General features: G+C 69.7%; 21 protein-coding genes and 3 pseudogenes. 13 read left to right on the top strand and 11 right to left on the bottom strand.

Features of this window, described 5'->3' with window-relative positions; genetic code table 11:
- Positions 1-83 precede the first annotated feature (83 nt).
- Positions 84-419: a hypothetical protein gene (locus OG764_RS36635; RefSeq protein ID WP_328972653.1), complete on the bottom strand. Its 336-nt coding sequence runs from the start codon at positions 417-419 to the stop codon at positions 84-86.
- Between the two features lie 411 nt (positions 420-830).
- On the opposite strand from OG764_RS36635, the gene OG764_RS36630 reads away from it, so the two are divergent.
- Entirely contained in the window at positions 831-1,235 is a 405-nt protein-coding gene (locus OG764_RS36630; protein WP_328972652.1) for a hypothetical protein, read from the top strand.
- A gap of 360 nt (positions 1,236-1,595) precedes the next feature.
- Here OG764_RS36630 and OG764_RS36620 read toward each other — a convergent pair whose 3' ends face one another.
- On the bottom strand, positions 1,596-2,375 hold the full coding sequence (locus OG764_RS36620; RefSeq protein WP_328972651.1) for a hypothetical protein: 780 nt from the start codon (positions 2,373-2,375) through the stop codon (positions 1,596-1,598).
- Positions 2,376-2,422: 47 nt separating this feature from the next.
- Here OG764_RS36620 and OG764_RS36615 point away from each other — a divergent pair, with 47 nt between their 5' ends.
- The 5 genes and pseudogenes from OG764_RS36615 (at position 2,423) to OG764_RS36595 (ending at position 5,422) form a co-directional block, all read left to right on the top strand.
- The gene (locus OG764_RS36615) at positions 2,423-2,935 is read left to right on the top strand and encodes a GNAT family N-acetyltransferase (protein WP_328973288.1); all 513 of its coding nucleotides are present in this window, start codon (positions 2,423-2,425) and stop codon (positions 2,933-2,935) included.
- 47 nt (positions 2,936-2,982) lie between these two features.
- Positions 2,983-3,231: pseudogene (locus OG764_RS41855) on the top strand (IS982 family transposase); the annotation flags it as partial.
- 575 nt (positions 3,232-3,806) lie between these two features.
- Positions 3,807-3,980, top strand: coding sequence for a hypothetical protein (locus OG764_RS36605; RefSeq protein WP_328972649.1), 174 nt, complete (start codon positions 3,807-3,809; stop codon positions 3,978-3,980).
- Positions 3,981-4,090: 110 nt separating this feature from the next.
- Positions 4,091-5,137, top strand: coding sequence for a YihY/virulence factor BrkB family protein (locus tag OG764_RS36600; RefSeq protein ID WP_328972648.1), 1,047 nt, complete (start codon positions 4,091-4,093; stop codon positions 5,135-5,137).
- 39 nt (positions 5,138-5,176) lie between these two features.
- Positions 5,177-5,422 (top strand): hypothetical protein, encoded by a 246-nt coding sequence (locus OG764_RS36595; RefSeq protein WP_328972647.1) that lies wholly within the window; start codon positions 5,177-5,179, stop codon positions 5,420-5,422.
- Between the two features lie 399 nt (positions 5,423-5,821).
- Here OG764_RS36595 and OG764_RS41850 read toward each other — a convergent pair whose 3' ends face one another.
- From OG764_RS41850 to OG764_RS36590, 3 genes and pseudogenes are all read right to left on the bottom strand, one after another.
- On the bottom strand, positions 5,822-6,085 hold the full coding sequence (locus OG764_RS41850; protein WP_443056270.1) for a transposase: 264 nt from the start codon (positions 6,083-6,085) through the stop codon (positions 5,822-5,824).
- Positions 6,042-6,198: pseudogene (locus OG764_RS41845) on the bottom strand (IS256 family transposase); the annotation flags it as partial. The gene OG764_RS41850 and the pseudogene OG764_RS41845, both read right to left, overlap by 44 nt.
- 78 nt (positions 6,199-6,276) lie before the next feature.
- Positions 6,277-7,845, bottom strand: coding sequence for an MFS transporter (locus tag OG764_RS36590; RefSeq protein WP_328972646.1), 1,569 nt, complete (start codon positions 7,843-7,845; stop codon positions 6,277-6,279).
- Positions 7,846-7,931: 86 nt separating this feature from the next.
- Here OG764_RS36590 and OG764_RS36585 point away from each other — a divergent pair, with 86 nt between their 5' ends.
- The 3 genes from OG764_RS36585 to OG764_RS36575 all read left to right on the top strand — a co-directional run bounded on the left by OG764_RS36585 (position 7,932) and on the right by OG764_RS36575 (position 10,877).
- Positions 7,932-8,591, top strand: a complete 660-nt coding sequence (locus OG764_RS36585; RefSeq protein ID WP_328972645.1) for a TetR/AcrR family transcriptional regulator — start codon at positions 7,932-7,934, stop codon at positions 8,589-8,591.
- A 245-nt stretch (positions 8,592-8,836) separates the two neighbouring features.
- Positions 8,837-9,118 carry a hypothetical protein gene (locus OG764_RS36580; RefSeq protein ID WP_328972644.1) on the top strand — a complete coding sequence of 94 codons (282 nt, stop codon included), beginning with the start codon at positions 8,837-8,839 and terminating at the stop codon, positions 9,116-9,118.
- 679 nt (positions 9,119-9,797) lie between these two features.
- Positions 9,798-10,877 (top strand): RICIN domain-containing protein, encoded by a 1,080-nt coding sequence (locus tag OG764_RS36575; RefSeq protein WP_328972643.1) that lies wholly within the window; start codon positions 9,798-9,800, stop codon positions 10,875-10,877.
- A gap of 149 nt (positions 10,878-11,026) precedes the next feature.
- Here the strand turns inward: OG764_RS36575 and OG764_RS36570 are convergent, their stop codons facing one another.
- From OG764_RS36570 to OG764_RS36555, 4 genes and pseudogenes are all read right to left on the bottom strand, one after another.
- Positions 11,027-11,776, bottom strand: a complete 750-nt coding sequence (locus OG764_RS36570; RefSeq protein WP_328972642.1) for an alpha/beta fold hydrolase — start codon at positions 11,774-11,776, stop codon at positions 11,027-11,029.
- Between the two features lie 122 nt (positions 11,777-11,898).
- Positions 11,899-13,083 carry a zinc-dependent alcohol dehydrogenase gene (locus tag OG764_RS36565; protein ID WP_328972641.1) on the bottom strand — a complete coding sequence of 395 codons (1,185 nt, stop codon included), beginning with the start codon at positions 13,081-13,083 and terminating at the stop codon, positions 11,899-11,901.
- 226 nt (positions 13,084-13,309) lie between these two features.
- Positions 13,310-14,776, bottom strand: coding sequence for an aminotransferase class I/II-fold pyridoxal phosphate-dependent enzyme (locus OG764_RS36560; protein WP_328972640.1), 1,467 nt, complete (start codon positions 14,774-14,776; stop codon positions 13,310-13,312).
- 42 nt (positions 14,777-14,818) lie between these two features.
- A pseudogene (locus OG764_RS36555) lies at positions 14,819-15,202 on the bottom strand (alpha/beta hydrolase family protein); the annotation flags it as partial.
- Between the two features lie 164 nt (positions 15,203-15,366).
- Here OG764_RS36555 and OG764_RS36550 point away from each other — a divergent pair.
- The 4 genes from OG764_RS36550 (at position 15,367) to OG764_RS36535 (ending at position 18,424) form a co-directional block, all read left to right on the top strand.
- Complete coding sequence (locus tag OG764_RS36550; RefSeq protein ID WP_328972639.1) at positions 15,367-15,645, top strand: GlsB/YeaQ/YmgE family stress response membrane protein; 279 nt, start codon at positions 15,367-15,369, stop codon at positions 15,643-15,645.
- A gap of 381 nt (positions 15,646-16,026) precedes the next feature.
- Complete coding sequence (locus OG764_RS36545; protein ID WP_328972638.1) at positions 16,027-17,229, top strand: amidohydrolase; 1,203 nt, start codon at positions 16,027-16,029, stop codon at positions 17,227-17,229.
- A 306-nt stretch (positions 17,230-17,535) separates the two neighbouring features.
- Positions 17,536-17,865: a plasmid stabilization protein gene (locus OG764_RS36540; protein ID WP_328972637.1), complete on the top strand. Its 330-nt coding sequence runs from the start codon at positions 17,536-17,538 to the stop codon at positions 17,863-17,865.
- Positions 17,866-17,971: 106 nt separating this feature from the next.
- On the top strand, positions 17,972-18,424 hold the full coding sequence (locus OG764_RS36535; protein ID WP_328972636.1) for an SRPBCC family protein: 453 nt from the start codon (positions 17,972-17,974) through the stop codon (positions 18,422-18,424).
- A gap of 347 nt (positions 18,425-18,771) precedes the next feature.
- On the opposite strand, the gene OG764_RS36530 is transcribed toward OG764_RS36535, so the two are convergent.
- Together OG764_RS36530 and OG764_RS36525 are read right to left on the bottom strand one after the other, a co-directional pair.
- Positions 18,772-19,887: a glutamate--cysteine ligase gene (locus tag OG764_RS36530; protein ID WP_328972635.1), complete on the bottom strand. Its 1,116-nt coding sequence runs from the start codon at positions 19,885-19,887 to the stop codon at positions 18,772-18,774.
- 432 nt (positions 19,888-20,319) lie between these two features.
- Entirely contained in the window at positions 20,320-20,550 is a 231-nt protein-coding gene (locus OG764_RS36525) for a DUF5133 domain-containing protein (protein ID WP_328972634.1), read from the bottom strand.
- Between the last annotated feature and the right edge of the window lie 111 nt (positions 20,551-20,661).

The raw sequence follows: 20,661 nt of genomic DNA, 5'->3' as shown, positions 1-20,661 counted from the left end.
GCGCAGCCACGGGTGAGCGTCCCGACCGCTGGCGCGGCGCGCCTGCTCGGACGGATGTGAGCGTGGACGGCACAACCCGCAGGTCACCTCGGAGTGCTGGGCGGGTTCCATTGGGGCCACGCCGCGGCGGGTAGCCGGGGAGTGCGCCGCTGACGGCTTTCGCGTACGAGGAAGGTGACTCCCGAGAACAGTGCCGCGGTGAACGACAGGAACATCATCGCCGGCCTCCATGTGCTGTCGGAGCCCAGCACGCCCAGCCATATCGCCGCCGCACCCGCCCCCACGGCCGGCAGCAAGAGGACTCTGGCCCAGAGCGGCAGCCTGCCGGTCGTCACGACGAAGAAGTACCCCAGCACCGCTCCCGGCGTGACAGCCACGAGCAGGGCCGCAACTGCGAACACAAGCAAGGCGATCACCACGTCGCACCAACCTTCGGATCTCAGGGCAAAGCCGTGGCTTGGGCAGTCGGGACCGCATTGCCCGCTGCACGGCAGGTTCCTCACGAGGCATACTGCCAGAACAGTTGAACGTGTTCAATAAACTTCTCTGGGGGTGCGGGGACGTCCCGAGCCCCACCCCCTCTGTCGGCGGAAACGGGGCCTTCAAGCGCCGGCTTTGGGTAGACCCGCGCCCAGCGCTTGCCGGGGACGCGCCATCCCCAAAGGCATTGCGGGCGGTCTGGAGCAGCACCGGCTCACGCGTGGCACACCGCACATCCGTCCTCTGCCGCTACGTCCCGAGCCAGCACGCCGGGTCACCAAGGACTCCTGACGGAATAACTCTCTGGGGTCGGTTCCTCGGCGTGGGGTGCTGTCGGGCAGCATGGGGTGATGGACTTCGATCAGCCGCTGCCTCGCGAGGTGAAAGTCATCGATTCGCCCTCGCTGCTCAGGTTGGAGGAGCGGGCGTGCGACCTCCGTCTGAATCAGCGGTTGGACCCAGCGTGGGTGCAAGCGAATACGGCGCCAGACGGTACTCACTACCTGTGGCCAGCCCTATGGAACAGCATGTCCCACCGCCAGGACGTTCCACGGCAGCTGCGATGCGAGCTGTTGATCACGTTGCGTGCGGGAGACCGCGTGATGAGCCTTCTGGACGTGCTCCCCGACGACTTCACCCCGCTGCCGCGGGTGACCTCACGCGAGGAAGGCATGCAGGTCAGCCAGCTCTTTGACCGTGCTCCTTCGGTCAGGGAATGGCTACTGCGGGAGGGCGAGGGCTCGGGGCAGCCGTGACAGGCGTCGCCAGCAGCTGAGCGCGCATCCGAGGGTGAGGAAGCTTCGTGGATGTCGTCGCGGATCTCCCGGCGGATCCGCACGCGGCGGAACCAGTGCAGGTGGGCGAAGGCCCGTTCGACAACCCAGCGTTGGGTGGAACAGGAACACCAGCCGGTCCGGATGCCGCTTCCGCCCCGGATGCCGGGCCCGACGCTCAACCCTGGGCAGCAGCGGCTCGATCACCGCCCACAACTCGTCATCGACTTCCCACGGCTTCGGCCGAGCCGCCCCGCACCCCCGATCAACGCTCCCGAAGTGATCCAACCGCCCCGAAGATCATTTCGTTAGGAGCTATCAGACCGGGCTGCTGCTCCGGGGTCAGGTGCTCCGCTTCCCTGCGCTGGGAAGGCAGGCTTGCGCCGGCTGCCTGACGTGGGTACACAGCCCGCACCAGTCCCAGGCCCTCCACACGCCACCCGTCACCGCGTGCCGTAGCGCATCGACCGCGGTCGCCAGGTTCTCGGCCCGCTCCGTAAAGCAGCGCGCGACCCAAACGTCTTCTTCGCCCCACCACTTGTGAAGCTTCAGATGAATCGCCGTCCCGCTGCCGACCCACCACCTGTCGGCGGGCCCAGTTGCCTCGACGTCGAGGTCAGGGAGGCCGGCGTCGGCGACCGTCGGCTCCTGGCCGGGTTCGGTGGCAACGGCGAAGGTCACATGGGGCCAGTCTCGGACCTGTGACAACTGGGCGGGGGCCTCCAGGCGCTGGAGGATGCTGCTGTTGATGACCCGGGGGCGTCCCGCGAGCGTCATGGCGGTGCGCTCGTCTGGGAGGACGTCGACCGACCAGGTCTGGTCACCATCGTGGATGCCTGGGAAGGTCCAGCCGTCGATGGTGAGGTAGACGGTGGCTTCGCCGTGCAGCCCGTGTTCCATACCGTTAGAGCCGAGGAGCGGGTACCACAGGCCGCCGTAGCGTTCCTCGAAACGAATCATCGCCTCGATGGCCTCAGGCGGCGCTGGCGCCTCGTTCCCGCGAGACGTCTCCGCGCGCGCCAGTGCACGTATGCGGTCAGCGGGCATCCCAGGGCCGCGCCGTGCCCGCGCCAGGAGAGTCGCGACGCGGGGTGACAAGCAGGGGTCATCGACGATGTGCACGTCAATACGCTAGACGAGTGGATCCGATGTCGGGGATGATCAGTGGCATGCGGACGGTCCTGCGCGGAGCCCTGGTGACGCTTCGCCCGTCGACGGTGGGCGATATCCCGGCTCTGGCCGCGATCCGGACCACGCCTGAGGTGTACGCGCGCTGGCGGGGCGGCGACGACCTGACGGCCGCGGTGGCCGAGGACCTCGAAGATCCCGGGGTCCGGACCTTCTCGGTCGAGCACGGCGGCAGGGTGGTCGGCGCTATCCAGTGGGGTGCCGAGGACGATCCGGACTACCGGCATGCCAACATCGACATCTATCTCGACCCGGCGGTGCACGGGCTCGGCCTTGGCACTGACGCCGTCCGCGCCCTGGCACGCCATCTGTTCGATGATCACGGATACCGCCGACTGGTGATCGACCCGGCCGCCGACAATGCCGCCGCCATCCGGTGCTACCGCAAGGTCGGCTTCCGCCCGGTGGGCATCATGCGGCAGTACGAGCGCGGCCCGGACGGCAGCTGGCACGACGGGCTGCTGATGGACCTGTTGGCGGAGGAGCTGGAGTAAGTCTCGTTCGGCTCCACCAAGGCGGCGAGGACCTCAATGATCCGTGTGTGACGTCTGACCTTGAGACCCTTTCAACCGCACTCTGTGTGAAGATCGCCGTCGAGATCGCAGGTAAGCGGTGGATGGGGCGACCGCCCCAGCTCAGCGATTCCGAACTTGTCTCCCTGGCGGTGGCCCAGGCACTGCTCGGCCACCATTCCGAGGCGCGATGGCTGCGCTACACACGCAAGCACCTGCTTGGTATGTTCCCGTACCTGCCTCAGCGTGCGGGCTACAACAAACGGCTTCGCTCGGCGCGCTTCTGCGTGGTGGGCTACCACCTCGGCGACGAGACCCCGAGCGTGCCGTGGGCCATCGCGGGAGCCGTCGTCGGGGCAGCGGTCGCGCTGGCGATCCGAAAGCACTCGCCTCCGCGCAGGTGACCGGTGGCCGGCTTCCTACGGTGGCCGGCTTCCTACCGGGCGCCGCCAAGCGTGCCCGTACGCCGGTGAGGCCGTCGCCCGTCGCCCTCCTCGCCGCGCTGGAGGGGACGTGGTACGGCACCCCCCGTGTCAGGGCCTCTCGCAGGGCGTGGGCGGTGGCCTGCGACCTCCCTCTCTCTGAGTGGCATCGGGGTCAAGGTCGACAAGGCCCCCGCAAGTCCAGCGGCATCGCAACGCGTTCCGCGCGGCCAGATCTCCGTCATGCTCCACGACGAGGTCGCCGCACGGCAGCGAGACGGCGGCCCCCTGCTCTGGACCCGCCGACTCACCTCCCGCACCGGCGAACGCTGCACGCTCCATTTGAGCGGGGTCGCGGACAACGCGACGCGATCTACGTACAGGCTGCCGACGGGGGCCGCAACTGGCACAGGCGACACCTGCCTCCGTTCGTGACCGCGTTCGACGTGCGCTCCGGCCGGGAGCTGTGGCGGTGGGAACACCCCGAGATCAGCCACCGCCCCGCCGCCCTGGTCGGCAACCGGCTGGTCCTGGCGTTGCCCGAGCCCACCGCCATCGCGGTGGGCGGTGACTGGCGGGGATCACACCCGTCGCTCTTCGCGTAGAAATATCTTTTGGTCGTATCGGCGCCTACCCCTCCGGCCTCCGCGCAACCGCTCAGACCCGGGCCTCGCGGTCGATGCATAAGGCGGGGGTGATTGGACAGCCGCCGGATATGACACGCACACCGGATCCCGAACATGGTGACGAGCGCGAGCCCACTGCCGGCGTCGGCGGGCGAGGCAGGGCGGGCCCCGACGAGGAGGTCGAGGAGCGGGCTCCGGATCGGCTCTCCGACCTGCCGAAACGGTCGTGGATGGCCGTGCTGCGCGGCACGCTGAAGGAGTTCAAGGACGACGAGCTGACCGACCGGGCCGCGGGGCTGACGTACTACGCGGTGCTGGCCCTCTTCCCGGCCCTGCTGGTCCTGGTGTCGCTGCTGGGCGTCGCCGGGGAGTCGGCGACCAAGCAGGTGTTGGACAACCTGCAGAAGCTGACCCCCGGCTCGGCCCGCGACGTGATCAGCAACGCGGTGCAGCAGTTGCAGGGCAACAGTGGTGTCGGCTCGCTCCTGGCGATCGTGGGCTTGGCCGTCGCGATCTGGTCAGCCTCCGGCTATGTCGCAGCGTTCATCCGCGCCTCGAACGCCGTCTATGACATGCCCGAGGGCCGCCCGGTGTGGAAGGTCCTGCCGCTACGACTGGCACTGACCGTCACGCTCATGATCCTGGCCGTGGCCAGCGCCCTGATCGTCGTCTTCAGCGGCGGACTGGCCCGCCAGGCGGGCGCCGCCCTCGGCATCGGCGACACGGCGATGACGGTGTGGTCGATCGCGAAGTGGCCGGTCTTGGTCCTGCTCGTCACGATCATGATCGCGCTCCTTTATTGGGCTGCACCAAACGCCAAGGGCCGCGGGTTCAAGTGGGTCACCCCCGGCAGTTTCCTGGCGCTGGTGATCTGGATGATCGCCTCGGCCGGCTTCGCGTTCTACGTCGCGAACTTCGGCTCCTACAACAAGACGTACGGCACCCTCGCCGGAGTGATCATCTTCCTGGTGTGGTTGTGGATCACCAACCTGGCGATCCTCCTCGGTTTGGAGTTCGACGCCGAGCTGGCCCGTCAGCGCGCTGTCGCCGGCGGGTACCCCGAGGACGAGGAGCCGTACGTGGAGCCCCGCGACACCCGTAAGTGGAGCGATGAAGACCGCCGCCGCCTGGAGTGAGCAGGGCGTGCAAGGCTGCGGTCGGGCAAGGGTCACGGCATGGGAATCCTGACGGCGCTACGCGACGACGATCACCGACTGACCCGGCGGATGGCTGCCTGGGATTCCGGCTGGGCCCGCCGGCTCCTGCCGCCGGTCGAGGAAGCAGCAGAGCACACGAAGCTGTGGTGGGCCGCCGCCGTGGTCATGGCGGCGGGCGGCGGATGGCGGGGCCGCCAAGCCGCAGCCGCCGGCATCACGGCGATGGCGGTGGCGGAGCTGCTCTCTCAGTCGCCTTACCCGTAGTTCATGAACCAGTGAGTATCGAAAAAGCGGGCCATCGTGAAGGGGTGATGCGGATCGATGAGGATGCGGCAGACGAACTCAGCGGCTTGGCAGTCGAAGGCGACGTCCTCACCGTTCCACGGTGCTGCGTCGAAAGCCGCCGCCGAACATGCGTTTCAGCAGCGGTTGCGCGCAGATGCCACCGTGGCGTGGGCCGGGTGCGATCAGGATGGCCAGGGGCCTGCCGCGGCCGTCGCAAGCAAGGGGGATCTTGGTGGTCAGCCCCCGCGGGATCGGCCACGCCGTGATCATCCGGTTCGTCCACCCGACGCATCCCTCTTTTCAGCCGGTGGCAGCCGCATGCTGATGCGCTCGCACGATGGTGGAGTCGATCTGGACGAGCCAGTCGATGTCGCCGCATCAAGCCTGGGCCTGGATCTGCTGAAGGGCCTCGGCGAGAACGCCGCTCAACGCGCAGCGACGGAAGGGGGTGCAGACCGTTTTCCATGGCCCGTTACGGTCGGGCACGTCACGCCACGGCAGGCCGGTGCGGATCTTGCAGACCATCCCGTTGATGACCTGCCGGGCCGTTCGCCCTCGGTCGGCCAGCCACGGCCCGGGGGTATGGGCGGAGCGAGGGCGCCCGCTCCAGCACGGCCTTGGTGATCTCCGTCGGCAGCCCACCCTCACCGAGGGGCGGCCCCTGAAGCGTCGGCGCCGCTGAGCAGCCGCTCGACAACCTCATCGACCATCGCGTCCCCGGCCGCCGAGGCGACCGGTCCTGTCTTGCCTGCCATGACTCGTCCGATCCGCCTGGCCCGAGAGCCCGAGGCCGAGCCCCGGGCCAGGCTGTCATAGCACGGACTCACGAACTCTCAGACACGCTCCGCCTTGTCCCTCTCCGGCGTCTCCTCGGCGTTGGCGGTCGGCTGCTCAGCGGTCGGTCGCCGGCGCAGCCAGGCGAGGGCGGCCGCGGCGCCGAGCAGGGCGACCAGGGCGCAGAGTTGCGTTCCGTGGTTCATCGCGGTGGTGAACGCCTCGTCCGCGGCGGCGACCAGTCGGCCGGCCGGACCGGGAAGCAGCTCGGCGGCGAGCAGGTGAGCGGATGTCAGGTCCTCGGCGGCCGGGGCAGGCGCGCCCGGCAGGGTGGTGAGCAGTTGCGACCGGTACGAGGCGGAGACGAGGGTGCCGACCACTGCGATGCCCAGGGCTCCGCCCAGTTCGCGGACCACGCTGTTCACCGAGCTTGCCATGGGCGACTTCTCACGGGGCACGGCAGCCACGGTCGCCGTGCTGGCCGGCGCCATGACGAGGCCCATCCCCGCACCCACCGCTCCCATGGTGAGTGCGAGCACCGCGAACGGCGTGCCGGCAGTGACGAGGGAGAGGCAGCCCAAGCCGGCGGCCATGACGGCAAGTCCGGCGGCGATGGTGTTCCGGGGGCCGAACCGGGCGGTGATGCGGTCACTGGTGGCGGCGGTGGCCGCCATCGCCAGCGCGAACGGCAGAGCGCCGAGCCCGGCCTCGAACGGGCTGAATCCGTGGACGAGTTGCAGGTACTGGGTGTAGCCGAACAGCACGCCGAACAGGGCGAAGAAGGTGATCCCGAGGATGCCGCTCGCGACGCTGAACGTCCGGTCGGCGAACAGCCGCACGTCGACCATCGGGTGGGCGGTGCGCAGTTCCCAGCAGGCGAACGCTGCGAGCAGCACGGCCGCCGCGCCGGCTTCGACCGCGGTGGCGGCCGTCAGCCAGCCGCGTTCGGGGCCCTGGACGACCACGTCGACCAGGGCGGCCAGGCCGGTTGCCGAGAGCAGCAGACCTGGGATGTCGATGCGGCCGGTACGGCGGCCCGGCAGAGCGGGGACCAGGAGCAGGGTGGCAGTGAGCGCGATGGCGACCAGCGGCACGTTGATCCAGAAGACGCTGCCCCAGGCGAAGTGGTCGAGCAGCAGCCCGCCCGTGACCGGGCCGGCCACGATGCCGATGCCGGCGGTCGCGGACCAGACGGCGATGGCCCTGCCGCGCTCCTGGGGGCCGAACAGCGCCACGATGATCGAGAGGGTGGCCGGCATGACGAACGCCGCGCCCAGCCCCATCACCGCGCGGAACGTGACGAGTTGCCCGGCCGAGCCGGACAGTGCGGCCGACGCCGATGCCATGGCCAGCACCGTCAGGCCGCCGACCAGCGCGCGGCGGTGCCCGAACCGGGCGCCGAGACTGCCCGCTGTGATCAGCATCGCAGCGAACACCAGGGTGTAGGCGTTGTTGATCCACTGAAGGTCTGCGGTGGAGGCCGACAGTTGCTCGGCGAGTGCGGGCAGGGCCGTGTTGAGCACGGTGTTGTCGATGGTGGTGACGACCAGCGCCAGACAGAGCGCCGCGAGTGCGGGCCTGCGGCGCGGGTGACCCGGTTCCGGGTCGGGTGTGCCTTCGATGCTCATAACGTCCTTACGGTCGTAACCTTACGAGTGTGAGGTTACAGACGGGGACGCTACAGCGGTCGGCTAACACCTGTAAAGTTGCGGTCATGAAGAAGGCCCCCACAGCTACCGACTTCCCCGCCGGCCAAGGGGAGGACGCTTCGCCCCGGGCTCGCAACCGGCGCGGTCAGGGCCTGCTACTGCGCGAGGAGATCATCCGAGCGGCGACCGCCCTCATCGTGCGCACCGGCTCCGACCAGGCCGTCACCCTGCGCTCCGTGGCCCGCGAGGCCGGCATCGCCGCCCCCTCGATCTACGCGCACTTCCCCGATCGGAACGCCATCGTCGAAGCGGTCGTCGTTGAGGCGATCACTCAACTCCACCAGGCGGTCACCGCCGCCGTCACAGCGCAAGACGACCCGGTCGACGCGCTGCTCGCAGGCTGCGCCGCCTACGTCGACTTCGGCGTCCGCGAACCCGCCCGCTACCGCGTCCTCTTCGGCTGGGCCCGCCCCAAGCCCGAAGCCCCCGCCGCCGACATCCCCGGCCGCCAGGGACTCGACGCCTTCCAGACCCTCGTCGACAACCTCGACGCCTGCGTACGCGCCGGCCGCTCGTCCAGCACCGATCCCTTCACCGACGCCGTGACCCTCTGGACGGCCCTCCACGGCCAGGTGACCCTCCGCGCCGACCTCCCCGACTTCCCCTGGCCCCCCACCGACACCGTCGAACAGATGACCCGTCGCCTCGGCCGCATCAACCCCTGAGCGTCCCACGCGCGGAGAGAGATTCCACATACCGGTGCGCCGGAACACGGCAACAACAGCCCGAACGGACCAACACACGACGGCGCTGCTCCGCCCCAGCCCGAACGACAACCCGGGCACCCGACTCATCGCCCCGGACCGTCCCGGGGGACTGCCCGTTCCGAGCGGCACGGAAGGCCCGCTACGTCTCGGCCTTCGGCAGCGCCTCGCACGCCGCCCAGGCGTTCGACCAGGTGCGTAGGGATTTGACGGACGACTCAGAGAAGACCCTCATGTCGTTCCCGTCCATGGGTGACACCAGTACGGCCTTCCGGTTCACCCCCGGCAAGACCACGGTCAACGAGGACGACGAATCCATCGAGGAGGCCGAAGCAGGGGCCCTTGTCGGAACGGTCGTCGTCTTCGTCCGCTACACGACCGCGGCAGGCGACCTGGAGCCGTCGCTCACCGCGCTCGGACGGATGATGGCGGACCGGGCACAGCAGGCCCAGAACGGGAGCACCCCCTCCGCCACCGCGCCCTTCTGATCCCTGCGACGGTGTTGGTGCTCCCCCGGGGGGGCGGGAGGCAGCGGCCTCAGCCGCCTGACGAGCACCGCGCAGGGCGGCAACGTCCACGCTGCCACAGCCGAGGGCGTAAGGCACTCCCGGCTCGACACCCGCACCGGGACCTGGACAGCGTGGGAGGCACTGAGCGGCGCCAACACCCCGCTGCTCGACATCACGGCAAGCACCACCGCCGACCGACCACACCGACCCACTCCGGCATCACCCAGAGCCAGGACGGCAGCGGGCGCCGGCCGGGGCCCCGGGCGCGGGGGCGAGCTCGACGCCGCGCGGTCTGTGAACCGGAACTTGACCGCGCCCTGAACCAGCACGAACAGCCCCACCTCGTCCGGCACGGGCAAACCCGGGCACGGTCCGCCGCATTCCGTCAGCCGGCGGTCCGCACCCGGGTTCCCTGGCTGGTCTGGCAGTTCAGGCCAGGGGTTCAGCAGCAGACCCGTTCAAGCCTCACGCAAGGCCGCCACCGGCCAACGGACAGCCAGGCCAGCACCCCGTGCAGGCCAAGCGCCGAACCACAGAACGGGTTGCAACCCCCGTCACTGTGGCCGGATGACGTTTGTCCGGAACCGGGTGTACCTCGGCGCCCCCTTCACGGCTCTTGGCGCACGTAGCTGTGCTCGCCACCCCTTGAGGAGAAGCCGTGCGTTCGAGAAGGAAACTGTCGGTTCTGGCCGCTGTCTGCGTGAGTGCCCTGGCGGTCGGGGGGCTGGCACAGCCCGCACTCGCGGACGGCTCGGTCAACGGGCCCGTCGAGAACTGCAACGCCGCGGCCGCCGTGTCGCCGGGGTCTTTCGGCACCGGCGCGCTGTCGTGGTGCATTCTGGCGTCCCAGCAGAGCGGTCAGGCCAAGAAGCTGGCTCGCGAGGGGTTCGTCAAGGGCCTGCTCGAGATGCTGACGAACCACACCGGCGGCAATTACAACATCATGATTTTCGACGTCAAGGGCAAGAACGCCTTCGGGGACCCCTGGTTCGTCCACCCCTACACCGCGAACCTCAAGGACGTGGCGTACCAGGGCGACATCGACTACAACGACGCGACCTCGCGCGAGGACCAGACCTACCGGATCTGGATCTTCTCCGGTGGCGGCAGCTTCACCAACCACGGCGACGGCGGATGGATCAACTGGGGCTTCTACGGCCTGTGGGACCGCAACGGCTCCACCGTCGACTTCCGCCCCACGATGGTGCCGGCCACGACCCCCGGTGTCCCCAAGGGCGAGACGCCCGGTCCCGGCGACACCCCCATCACGCCGGGCGTACCCGCACAGCCCGGCCCCCGTCCCGGCTTCCGCGCCGACAGCGCGGCGACGACGCCCTCCGGATCAGGCCGCCCGCCCGTCGGAGTCCCCGTGCGCCTGAAGACCGTCAACAACCTCGGGGCTGCCGCGACGAACGCCGCCTCCGGCTCGACGGTGGTCGCGGGGAAGCTGGGTGACACCAACTCCACGTGGACGTTCAAGGAGGCGGGCGGCGGCCGTTACGAGATCGCCAACGGCCTCGGTCCGGTCCTCACCGAGAACACGAGCACCTACTTCGCGTCCATCACCACCTGGAAGGGCGGCGCCGCCCAGAAGTGGGAGGTCATCCCCATCAAGGGCGACACCTACCAGATCAGGATCAGTGACCAGGACTGCCTGACCTACCACGAGGACTACAAGAAGCTCGGCGTGTGGACCTGCGACGGTTCCCAGGGCCAGCAGTGGACCATCGCCCGCTGAGCAGCACCCTCACGGGGCCCGCAGCCGCGCCGCCGCGCGCCTTCGGGCCCCGGCAGACAACCGCTCAGCCGACCGGCTCGGCCGGCTCTCGACAACAAGACTTCGCGATCAACGCCGGTCCCGTGGCATGGGATTCACCAGCTTTTCTGTCACCCGTTCCGATGGGGAACCCCGTCATCCGCCTGGAGCGACGGCCCTGCGGCCGGGCCGTCTCCCGGCGGCTGCAAGAAGTTCAGAATCTCCTCCACGAACACCGTCGGCTGGGCGTTGTGGATCAAGTGCCCGGCCGGAATGGTGACGACTCGCCCTTGAGGGACGCGGCGAGCCAACTCGGCAATGCCCTCCTGGGACACATGGCTTCCCGGACCGCCAGCTACTGCAAGGGTATCCGCTGTGATCTTGCTGAGACTCTCCAGCCATTCCGGATCAGGCGTGTCGATCTGCCGCTTGACGGCCAACACCATCTCCCAGTCGAACGTCAGCTTCCCATCCGGCCTGATCGGCGTGGACTGCTCGCGGGGTCGTGGCACCGGGACATCCTCCAAGACGAGCCGGTCCACACGCCGCGGGTACTCCCCGGCGAACAGATAGGCAACGATCCCGCCCATCGAATGCCCCATCAGATCCACCCGGTCAAGAGCCAGCGCATCCAGAAAACCGAGCACGTCGTCCCGCATCAGCTGCAGCGAGTAGTCCCCCGGCCAGTCGCTTCGGCCATGACCGCGAAGATCAAGAGCATGGACCCGCCAGCTGCGGGCGAGGACGGGCGCCACGACGTCCCAGTCCGCAGCACCCTCGCCCAGTGCATGCAACAGGACGAGCGGCGGAGCTTCCGGCGGGCCCGAGACCTGATAGGCGAGCCGAATCCCCCCAACGTCAACCGAGCGGTGATCAACCATGTCCGAAACCTAGCGGGGGGACCACCGTCAGGGACGCGGCGTTCACCAACGGCCGAACGGGCACCACCTGTGCACCGCTCAGCGAGCCGCAGGCGCGACCGTAGCGGTGCAGGGCAGTCGGCTCAGGGCGTGAAGAGGACCTTGACGGCGCCGTCCTGCTTCTTCTGGAACATCTCGTACGCGGCGGGCGCCTGTTCGAGGGGCAACCGGTGCGTGGCGAATTCGTCGACGCCGAGGGGGTCCCCGTCGGTGAGCAGAGGGAGGATGTCGTCCACCCAGCGCCGAACGTTGGCCTGGCCCATGCGCAGCGTGAGTTGCTTGTCGAACATGGTCAGCAGGGGCAGCGGATCGGCCGCACCTCCATAGACTCCGGACACCGAGATCGTGCCGCCGCGGCGGACGAGATCGATGGCGGCGTAGAGCGCGGACAGCCGGTCGATTCCGGCGCGCTTCATCATGGCCGCGGCCAGGGAGTCCGGCAGGAGGGTGGTGATGGCCTGCGCGGCGGCGGCGACACGGCTGCCGTGGGCCTCCATGCCGACGGCGTCGATGACGGCGTCGGGGCCCCGGCCTCCCGTCAGCGTGCGGACGGCGTCAGCCAGGCCTTCGCCGTACTGCTGGATGTCCAGGGTGTGGATGCCGCGGCGGCGGGCCCGCTCCAGGCGTTCGGGGACGAGATCGATGCCGATGACCGTACCGGCGCCGCGGTGGGCGGCGATGCGGCAGCTCATGTCCCCGATGGGCCCCAGGCCGAGGACGGCGACACTGCCGCCCTGCGGAACGGACGCGTATTCGACGGCCTGCCAGGCCGTGGGCAGGACGTCGGACAGGTAGACGAAGCGGTCGTCGGGCGGCCCGTCCGGGACTCGGATCGGGAGCGAGTTCCCGAACGGGACGCGCAGGTACTGGGCCTGCCCTCCCGGGACTTGACCGTAGAGCTTCGTGTAGCCGAAGAGCGACGCGCCTGTGCCGTGCTCGTGGACCTGTGTCGTCTCGCACTGGGACTGCAGCCCCCGGTCACACATGAAGCACGACCCGCACGAGATGTTGAAGGGGATCACCACCCGGTCCCCCGGCTTCAGGGAAGTGACGTCCGGTCCCACCTCCTCCACGATGCCCATGGGCTCGTGGCCCAGGATGTCGCCGGCGTCGAGAAAGGCACCGAGAACCTCGTAGAGGTGCAGGTCCGAGCCACAGAGACCGGTGGTCGTGATCTTGACGATCACGTCGTCGCGGTGGCGGATCGTGGGATCGGGCACGGTGTCCACGCGTACGTCCCGCTTGCCGTGCCAGGTGAGTGCCCGCATGACGCCTCCTCGCAGACTGTGCTGCTCCGCTTCTGTCAGTCCCTGTTGTGGCCGTGCCCCCACCGTGCGCGTGCCCTGCACCGGGCCGGTGAACCGGGCCCTTTGGAGCTTTCCGCCATCCGATTCAGCGCAGCGGCCGACCGCGAGCATTTCGCTTTCCGATAGCTCCTGGAGACCGAGCGACGCCGGCTGAGAAGTGCGACGCCGTTACCCGTCCGCACCGTGATCACTCTTCGCGGAGCACGCGGACGCTCGTGACCTCCGTGTCGACCGCGTCCGGCACGACCATGCCGGCTTCCACCCCGGTCCGCAGGTAGCGCAGGACGTCTGCGGTGAGGCGTTCGCCGGGCAGGGCCGCGGGAATGCCTGGCGGGTAGGGCGTCAGCATTTCCGCGGCGATACGGCCTTCAGCCTTCTCCCACGGCACCTGGTCGGTGGGACCGAAGAAGGCGTCGCGGGGCAGTGCGGCCTGTTCCAGCCTCAGCCTCGGCGGCGGCGGGACCTCCACGGGCTGCCCCGTGCGAAGTTCCGCGGCGTGCGCGGCCAGGTCGGTCAGGGCCGCCAGCAGCACCTCCGCCGTATCGCTGTCGTCGGCGTGGGTCAGCTGTGCGCTGATGCGGCGGTGGTCGGCGATGTGGAGGTTGATGCGGTGCTTGTCCCTCAGCCAGTCGGCGGCACGGTAGCCGGTGACCTCCCACGCGCTGATGTCGATGATGATCTGGAGGGGGTCCATGTCCGCCGCCCGGCCCGGCCCGCAGAAGTCGTCGCGGCCGTGCACCTGCATGCCGTCGATGCGGGAGATCCGCTCGCGGGTCTTCTGAGCGAGGGCGAGTGCGTGGTCGTAGAGGGCCTCGCCCTGCTCGACCATCTGCCGACGCCAGCCGTCCAGCGCCGCGTAGACGAGTGAAGAGGGGCTGGTGGTCCCCAGCAGGTCCTCACGGCTCTTGAGCACCTCCGGTTTGACCAGGTCACCTTGGAGGTGGAAGACGGAGCTCTGTTCGAGGCCGGAACCCATCTTGTGCACGGAGGTGACGCACACGTCGGCGCCGGCGTCCATGGCCCAGGTCGGCAGGTCCGGGTGGAAGGGCAGGTGGGCGCCCCACGCCTCGTCGACGATCAGGGGTCGGTGTCGGCGGTGACAGACCTCGGCGATGGCGGCCAGGTCCGAGCAGGTGCCGTACGGGGTAGGTGTGGTCACGAGCGCGCCGCGGGCGTCGGGGTGCTCGGCGAACGCCGCCTCGAAGGCCTCGGCGGTCGGCGGATGGGCGAGATGACGCTCGGCATCCCACTGCGGATCCACCCAGACGGGCTGGATGCCCGAGAGGATCAGACCAGACACCACGGATTTGTGCGCGTCACGGCCGACCAGCAGCTTTTCGTGCGGTCCGGCGACCGACAGCATGGCCGACTTCACCGACAGGGAGCTGCCGCAGGTGGAGAAGAACGCGTGGTCCGCCCCGACGGCGTCCGCCATCAGCGCCTGTGCTTCCTCCAGGACGCCGTGGGAGGACGTACGGTCGTCCAGGCCGCTGGTGGCGAGCACATCGGACCGGAATACCGCTTCGCCGAGCACGGCCCGAACCCTGGGGTCGGCGCCCCGTCCCTGTTTGTGGCCCGGGGGCGTGAACGGGGTCTGCCCGCTCTCGTGGTAGGCGGCCAACGCATCGAGTACCGGCGCTTTCGACTGGTCCATGGCTCGCGCCTGCCCCGAGACCTTCGGCGAAAACGGGCATCGTCACGGGACCGGACCGAGATGCTGCTCCAGCCAGTCCGCGGCAGCGCGCCGGTAGAGACGCCGGTTGTCCGCCCGCGGGAGCGCGTGGCCCTCGTTGCGCGGAGTCAGCTGCCGTGCCGGCACGCCGTGGTCGCGGGCCGCGCGGACGACCTGCTCCGACTCCGTCTGCGGCACGTTGGTGTCGTGCTCTCCGTGGACGGCCAGCACAGGGGCGCGCAGCTGATCGATGCGGCTCATCGGGGACAAGGAGCGCAGCAGTTTCCCGTCGTGTTCGGGGTGCCCGTACTTGGCGGCTACGGACTGCGCGATCCACGGCTCCGTACCGGCGAAGAAGGTGGCGAAGTCCGACATCCCACAGACCGCGCCCCCGGTCCGGAAGAGGTTTCCGGATGAGAGCGGATTTGAACACCGGCCGTTCCTGTTCACCACCGTCGTGAGCGCGGGCCGGCGGCTCTGGGTCCTCGGCGCGCTACGCACGTTTGAGAGCGCGAGACGGGCGCAGAAGCAATGTGACCCTGTCCCCATCTCAGGAAGCAGGAGGACGCATCGTGGGCATCATCGCGTGGATTCTCATCGGTCTGTTTGCCGGCCTCATCGCCAAGGCGATCATGCCGGGCAAGGACCCGGGCGGCATCATCATCACCATGCTCATCGGTGTCGCGGGAGGCCTCCTCGGCGGCTGGCTCGGCAAGGTCATCTTCGGCGTCGATTCCATCGACGGCTTCTTCGACCTCTCCACCTGGATCGCCGCCATCATCGGCTCCGTCATACTCCTGGCCCTGTACCGCCTGGCCGTCGGAGGCCGGCACTCTCACCGGCATGCCTGATTGCGGCTGCGGTGTGTCGGCGTAGAACGCCACGCCTCTTGGACGCCGTCCCCCGAGGCGCAGGGCCGGCCGCCCCCTGGAGGCGTTCTCCCTCCGGGCCCGAGCGGGACAGTCGCGCACCCCGGTCGTCGAGCGCCCGGGCCAGGGCCGCTCCCAGCCCGCGCGCCGTTCCGGTCACCACGACCGAGCGGCCCCGCAGGGGGCTGGCTGTCCCTCCGCATGCCCACGTGGCGCCACCGCCCATCCGCAACCCTGTCGTCCCCGGTCCTCCTGTTTTCAGGATGGGCCTGCTGAGCAGTGACCCGCAGACCGGCCGGGCGCAAACGCGCGTAATCGGCCGCCCGCTGGACAGAAGCGGGCACAGGGCTGCGAGGAGGCGACATGGGCGACGTGCGCGATCCATCCGATGAGCTGTACCAGCGGCTACGGCGGGAGTGCGGCCGCCGGGCGGACGATCTGTGGGCCGTCAGCCGCGCCCTGCACGAGGACCCCGAGCTCGCCTACGAGGAGCACCGTGCGGCCCGGCTGCTCACTGACGAACTTCGGCGGGCGGGGTTCGCCGTCGAGCCGGGGACCGCCGGACTCGACACGGCTTTCGTGGCCCGCGCAGGAAGCGGGCGGGGGCGGTGCGTGGCACTGCTGTTGGAGTACGACGCGCTGCCGGAACTGGGGCACGCATGCGGACACAACCTGATCGCCGCGGCCGGACTGGGGGCCGCGCTGGCGCTGGGCAGCGTACTGGAGGAGTTCGAGGGCACGGTGCTCGCCGTGGGAACACCCGCCGAGGAACGGGGCGGGGGCAAGGTCACCCTGGCCGAAGCGGGGGTGTTCGACGGTGTGGATGCTGCGTTGATGTTCCATCCCGGCGTGCACGACTGGTCATGGGCGCCGCTGACCGCGCAGACGCAGGTGCGAGTGGGCTTCCACGGCCGGGCAGCACATCCGACGGGGGATCCCACCGGCGGGATCGATGCCCTGGCCGCCCTCATCCAGCTGTTCAACACCGTCGCCGTGGTGAGCAGGCGGTTGCCGTCCGGCTCTCATGTCCAGGGGATCGTGACCGACGGAGGCAGCGCGACCAACATCGTGCCGGCCTTCGCCGAAGGCCTGTTCGGCCTGCGTGCGGCCACGAGCGCCGCCCTTGATGCGCTGGTGGCCGAAATCGGCGCCTGGGCCGAAGGGGTGGCGGCCGCGACCGGCACCACGGTGGAGGTGACCCGCCTGGGCAAGGGCTACGCCCACTTCCGGGACAACGACGTCCTCTCGGACCGGTTCGGCCTGCACCTCGCACGCTCGGGCATCCGACTCACCCAGCCCGTCGGCGGGGTATTCCTTGGATCGTCCGACATCGGCGACGTCAGCAGCCGCGTCCCCGCCATCCATCCGTTCGTCGCCATCCTGGGCGACGAGGCCTCGGACCACACCCCCGCCTTCGCGCGCGCCGCCGCCTCACAACGGGGGCGGGAGGTCATGCTGGCGGCCGCCGAAGCCCTGGCCTGCACGGCGGCCGACGTCCTCGCCGACGCCGAAATCGCCGCCCGGGCCTGGGCCCGCCAGCGGGAGAAGGCGGCAGCGGGCCTCTGACGCCCGGGCCGCGGCCGCACTGTGACGTCTCCACCGGCCGTACGAGAGCGCGGCGGTCCGGGGCCGGCGACCCTGCCGCTCCCCTCCATGCCCTGCGGGCACGGTGCGAGCCTGGCAGAGGCCCCGGAGTAACGCGCCCCCACACATCCCACAGGACGATCGGATCCCGGTCTCCCCATGTGCCGCAACGAACGGCACGACCCGACCTCGCGACGCGAGCTCCTGGTCCGAATTGCGCGAGATGCGGCGTGATCGGGGTACGCGCACCATGACCGTGACACCACACCGTCGATGAAGGGTTCCGTCATGCCCCGAGGTTCCAGCCCCAAGCGCGAGCGTCAATACGAACACATCAAGGAGTCGGGCGAGAAGCGCGGCATGTCGGAGGGCCGCGCGAAGGAGATGGCCTCCCGCACGGTGAACAAGGAACGTGCCCGTTCCGGGGAGAGCAAGACCGCGAGCCGCAGTTCCACCCAGGGCAAGTCTGCCTCGCAACGCGGCGGCGAGAAGTCCCGTGGGGGCGGCAGCTCCGTCGAACGCACCAAGGACGACCTCTACCAGGAGGCGAAGAAGCGCAGCATCGAGGGTCGCTCCACGATGACCAAGCAGCAGCTCAAGAACGCCCTCAGCCACTGACCGCGGGACGCACCCTCGGGGTCGGGCCGCGCCGCCCTCCCCCGGCTCGGGTCCTTCTCGTGCGATGCGCCCCGCCCGTCCGTTCCGGTAACAAGCAGGAGTTCCCGTGGCCGTCCGTCATCAACTCATCCGGCGCCCCCCTCGAAGTGTGTGGGCCGTACTCGCCGACCCGACCCTGTACGGAGAGTGGGTAGTGGGCCCGTCCGAGTCCACACCGCTCGATCAGAGCTGGCCGGAGGTCGGATCCCGGCTCCGGTACACCGTACGGCTGGGCCCTTGGTCGACCGAAGGGGTGACGACCGTCCGCCACAGGGAACTCGGCAAGGAGCTGGAGCTGGAGGCGTCGTTCAAGGCCCTGGGCACCGCGAGGATCTTCCTCCAGCTCCGTCCGTGGGGCGCGGAGACCCTCGTCATCTGCGACGAGCACCCCCTGCGCGGCCTGGGAGGGGCCCTGCACAACCCCGTCACCGAAACGGCCCTCCAGCTCCGGCACCGGGGCATGTTGGCCCGCTTGGCCAAGGTCGTGGAACAGCGGCCCGCCGAGGTGCTCCGTGCCTGACACGGTGGTGATCGACGCCGGCCCCAACGGGTCGGTGGCCGCGAACCTGCTGCTCGACGCCGGGTGGAGCGTGGAGAACCTGGAGGCACGCCTCTCCCCCCGGCCCGCTCCGGGCTCCGGTTGGCGGCGAAGCTGCGGCGCTCATGAGTCGCCTGCGCCGCCGCGTCCTGCGTTGCGGGGAGCGTGTCGCGTCCGTCGTCGGACGCGGGGACACGGCGGTCGGGGTCAGGACCGCGGGCGAGCCTGGCCACCTCTTCGGTCAGGGCGCCGTCCACACCCTCGACGGAAACGTGCACCGGGTGCGCATCGGCCCTGGCCAAGGGCCCTGCCCGAGCCGCCGCAGCGCCTCAGGGCTTGATCGTCAACTCCGCACACCGAGTGACAACGGATGCGAGTTCCTGCCCGTCGGCGTGCAGCCGGCGCTGCGTGCGGGCGCCGTTCCCCCGTTCGTGAAGGTGCGCGATGCCCTCCCGGACCCGCTCGTCATCGCCCTGGTCCCTCAGCGCCTCGCGCACGTGCTGGTACAGGGCCTCGACTGCGTCCTCAGCAGACGTCTCCCGCATGGTTTCAGGGTGCAGCAGAGGTCCGTCCAGACCGGAACGGCCGGCCCGCCAGGACGCCAGTCGCAGCAGACCCGTACCGACCCTGGCCGGAGGCAGTCCGTCCTGCCAGGCGCGCGCCGCCGTCTCGACCAGGCCGCGGATGAGGGCGGCGAGCAGGACCGGCGTGGAGGCGTCCAGGCAGACGTCGGCGACCCGGACCTCCACGGTGGGGTAGGTGGCCGACAGGCGGGCGTCGAAGTAGATCATGCCCTCGTCGCGCAGAACTCCGGTGTCGATCATCGCGCGGACCTGCTCGTGGTAGCGGTCGGCGGAGCCGAAGACGTCGACGGGGCCGGCGGACGGCCACCGGTTCCACACCCGGCTGCGGTAGCTTCCGTACCCGCTGTCCTCGCCCTGCCAGAAGGGCGAGTTCGCGCTCATCGCCATCAGGACGGCCATCCAGGGCCTGATGCGGTCCAGTACCGCGACGCCCTCCTCGTCCGACGCGACCGACACGTGGACGTGGCACCCGCAGGTCAGCTGCTCCTGCGCGGTCAGTCCGAACTGCTCGCCCAGCCAGCGGTAGCGTCGTCCGACGTTCAACGACGGCTTGACGTGCAGCGGGGAGGTCGCGACCGCCGCCACCACGGCTCCGGCACTCGCCGCGTGGTGAGCCGCCTCGCGGCGGATGCGGACGATCTCGTCCTGGAGCTCACCCATCTCGGTGACGGGTTTCGTGGCGAACTCCAACTGCTCCTTTTGCAGTTCCTTCTCGAACTCGTGGTCCCGCCGACCGCTCGTGCCGGGGCGCTGCCAGGCCGAGCGATCCGCGGCCGCCAGCACCGCCCCCGACACAGCGAGAGGGGCACCACTGTCCACGTCCACGAGCAGCAGCTCTTCTTCCACGCCTACGCTTCGCATGTCGCCGCCTGTGCATCGAACCATCAGATGCTCCGCACCTGCCCTGCCCCGCCCCGCCCATGCCGCCACCCTGCGCGTTCTCCCCATTGGAGGCCTCCAACGCCAGAGGTACCGGGCAGAGCCGCGCCTCGGGGTCCCGATGTGCCGTGCAACGGCCGTAGGCGGACGGACACGGCGCCAGCCCTGCTGGTCGGGCGGGTAGATGATCAGCTTGGCGGCCCTGGGCCCAGCTGCTGCCGCACCAAGTGCATTGGCACCCCTTCGCGTCCGAACGGATGAACTTCGCGGGGCAGCTGTCGCCATGGGCACCGCCCCTGGCCGGTCCACGCCGCACCGACCGCCCTCAATCTGGAGCGCGCCCACGAACCACACGCATCCCGCCCCGCCTCTGCCCGCTTGAGGCCCGGTAGCGCCTGCCTGCGGCTGGATCGATCAGGCGGAGCCGAGCACGGAGTCGTCGAGGGTACCCGCGCCGGGCAGGTGGTGGCGGGCGGCAATGAGGGCGGCGTGCACGTCCGTCGTGCCGGTGGCCACGCAGAGCGCCCGCTCGACGGCCTCGATCTCCCTGTGCACGGGCGATCCGCCTTCAGCGGCGTCGAGCACGGACAGCGCCCAGTAGCGGTCGACGAGGCCGGGGAGCACGGCCGGGTGAGCCATCAACATCGGTGCTTGCCTTTCGCCAGCGGATCCGGATCGTGTCCGTCGCCTACCCTTCCGATCACCGTTGAACCCGTCCGCTGCCTGTTCTTCCGTGCATGACGCTGATCGACATCA

The sequence above is a fragment of the Streptomyces sp. NBC_00239 genome (genome assembly GCF_036194065.1).
Lineage (GTDB): Bacteria > Actinomycetota > Actinomycetes > Streptomycetales > Streptomycetaceae > Streptomyces.
The sequence above is the reverse complement of the archived record's forward strand: the minus strand, read 5'-3'. Positions and strand labels throughout refer to the sequence as shown.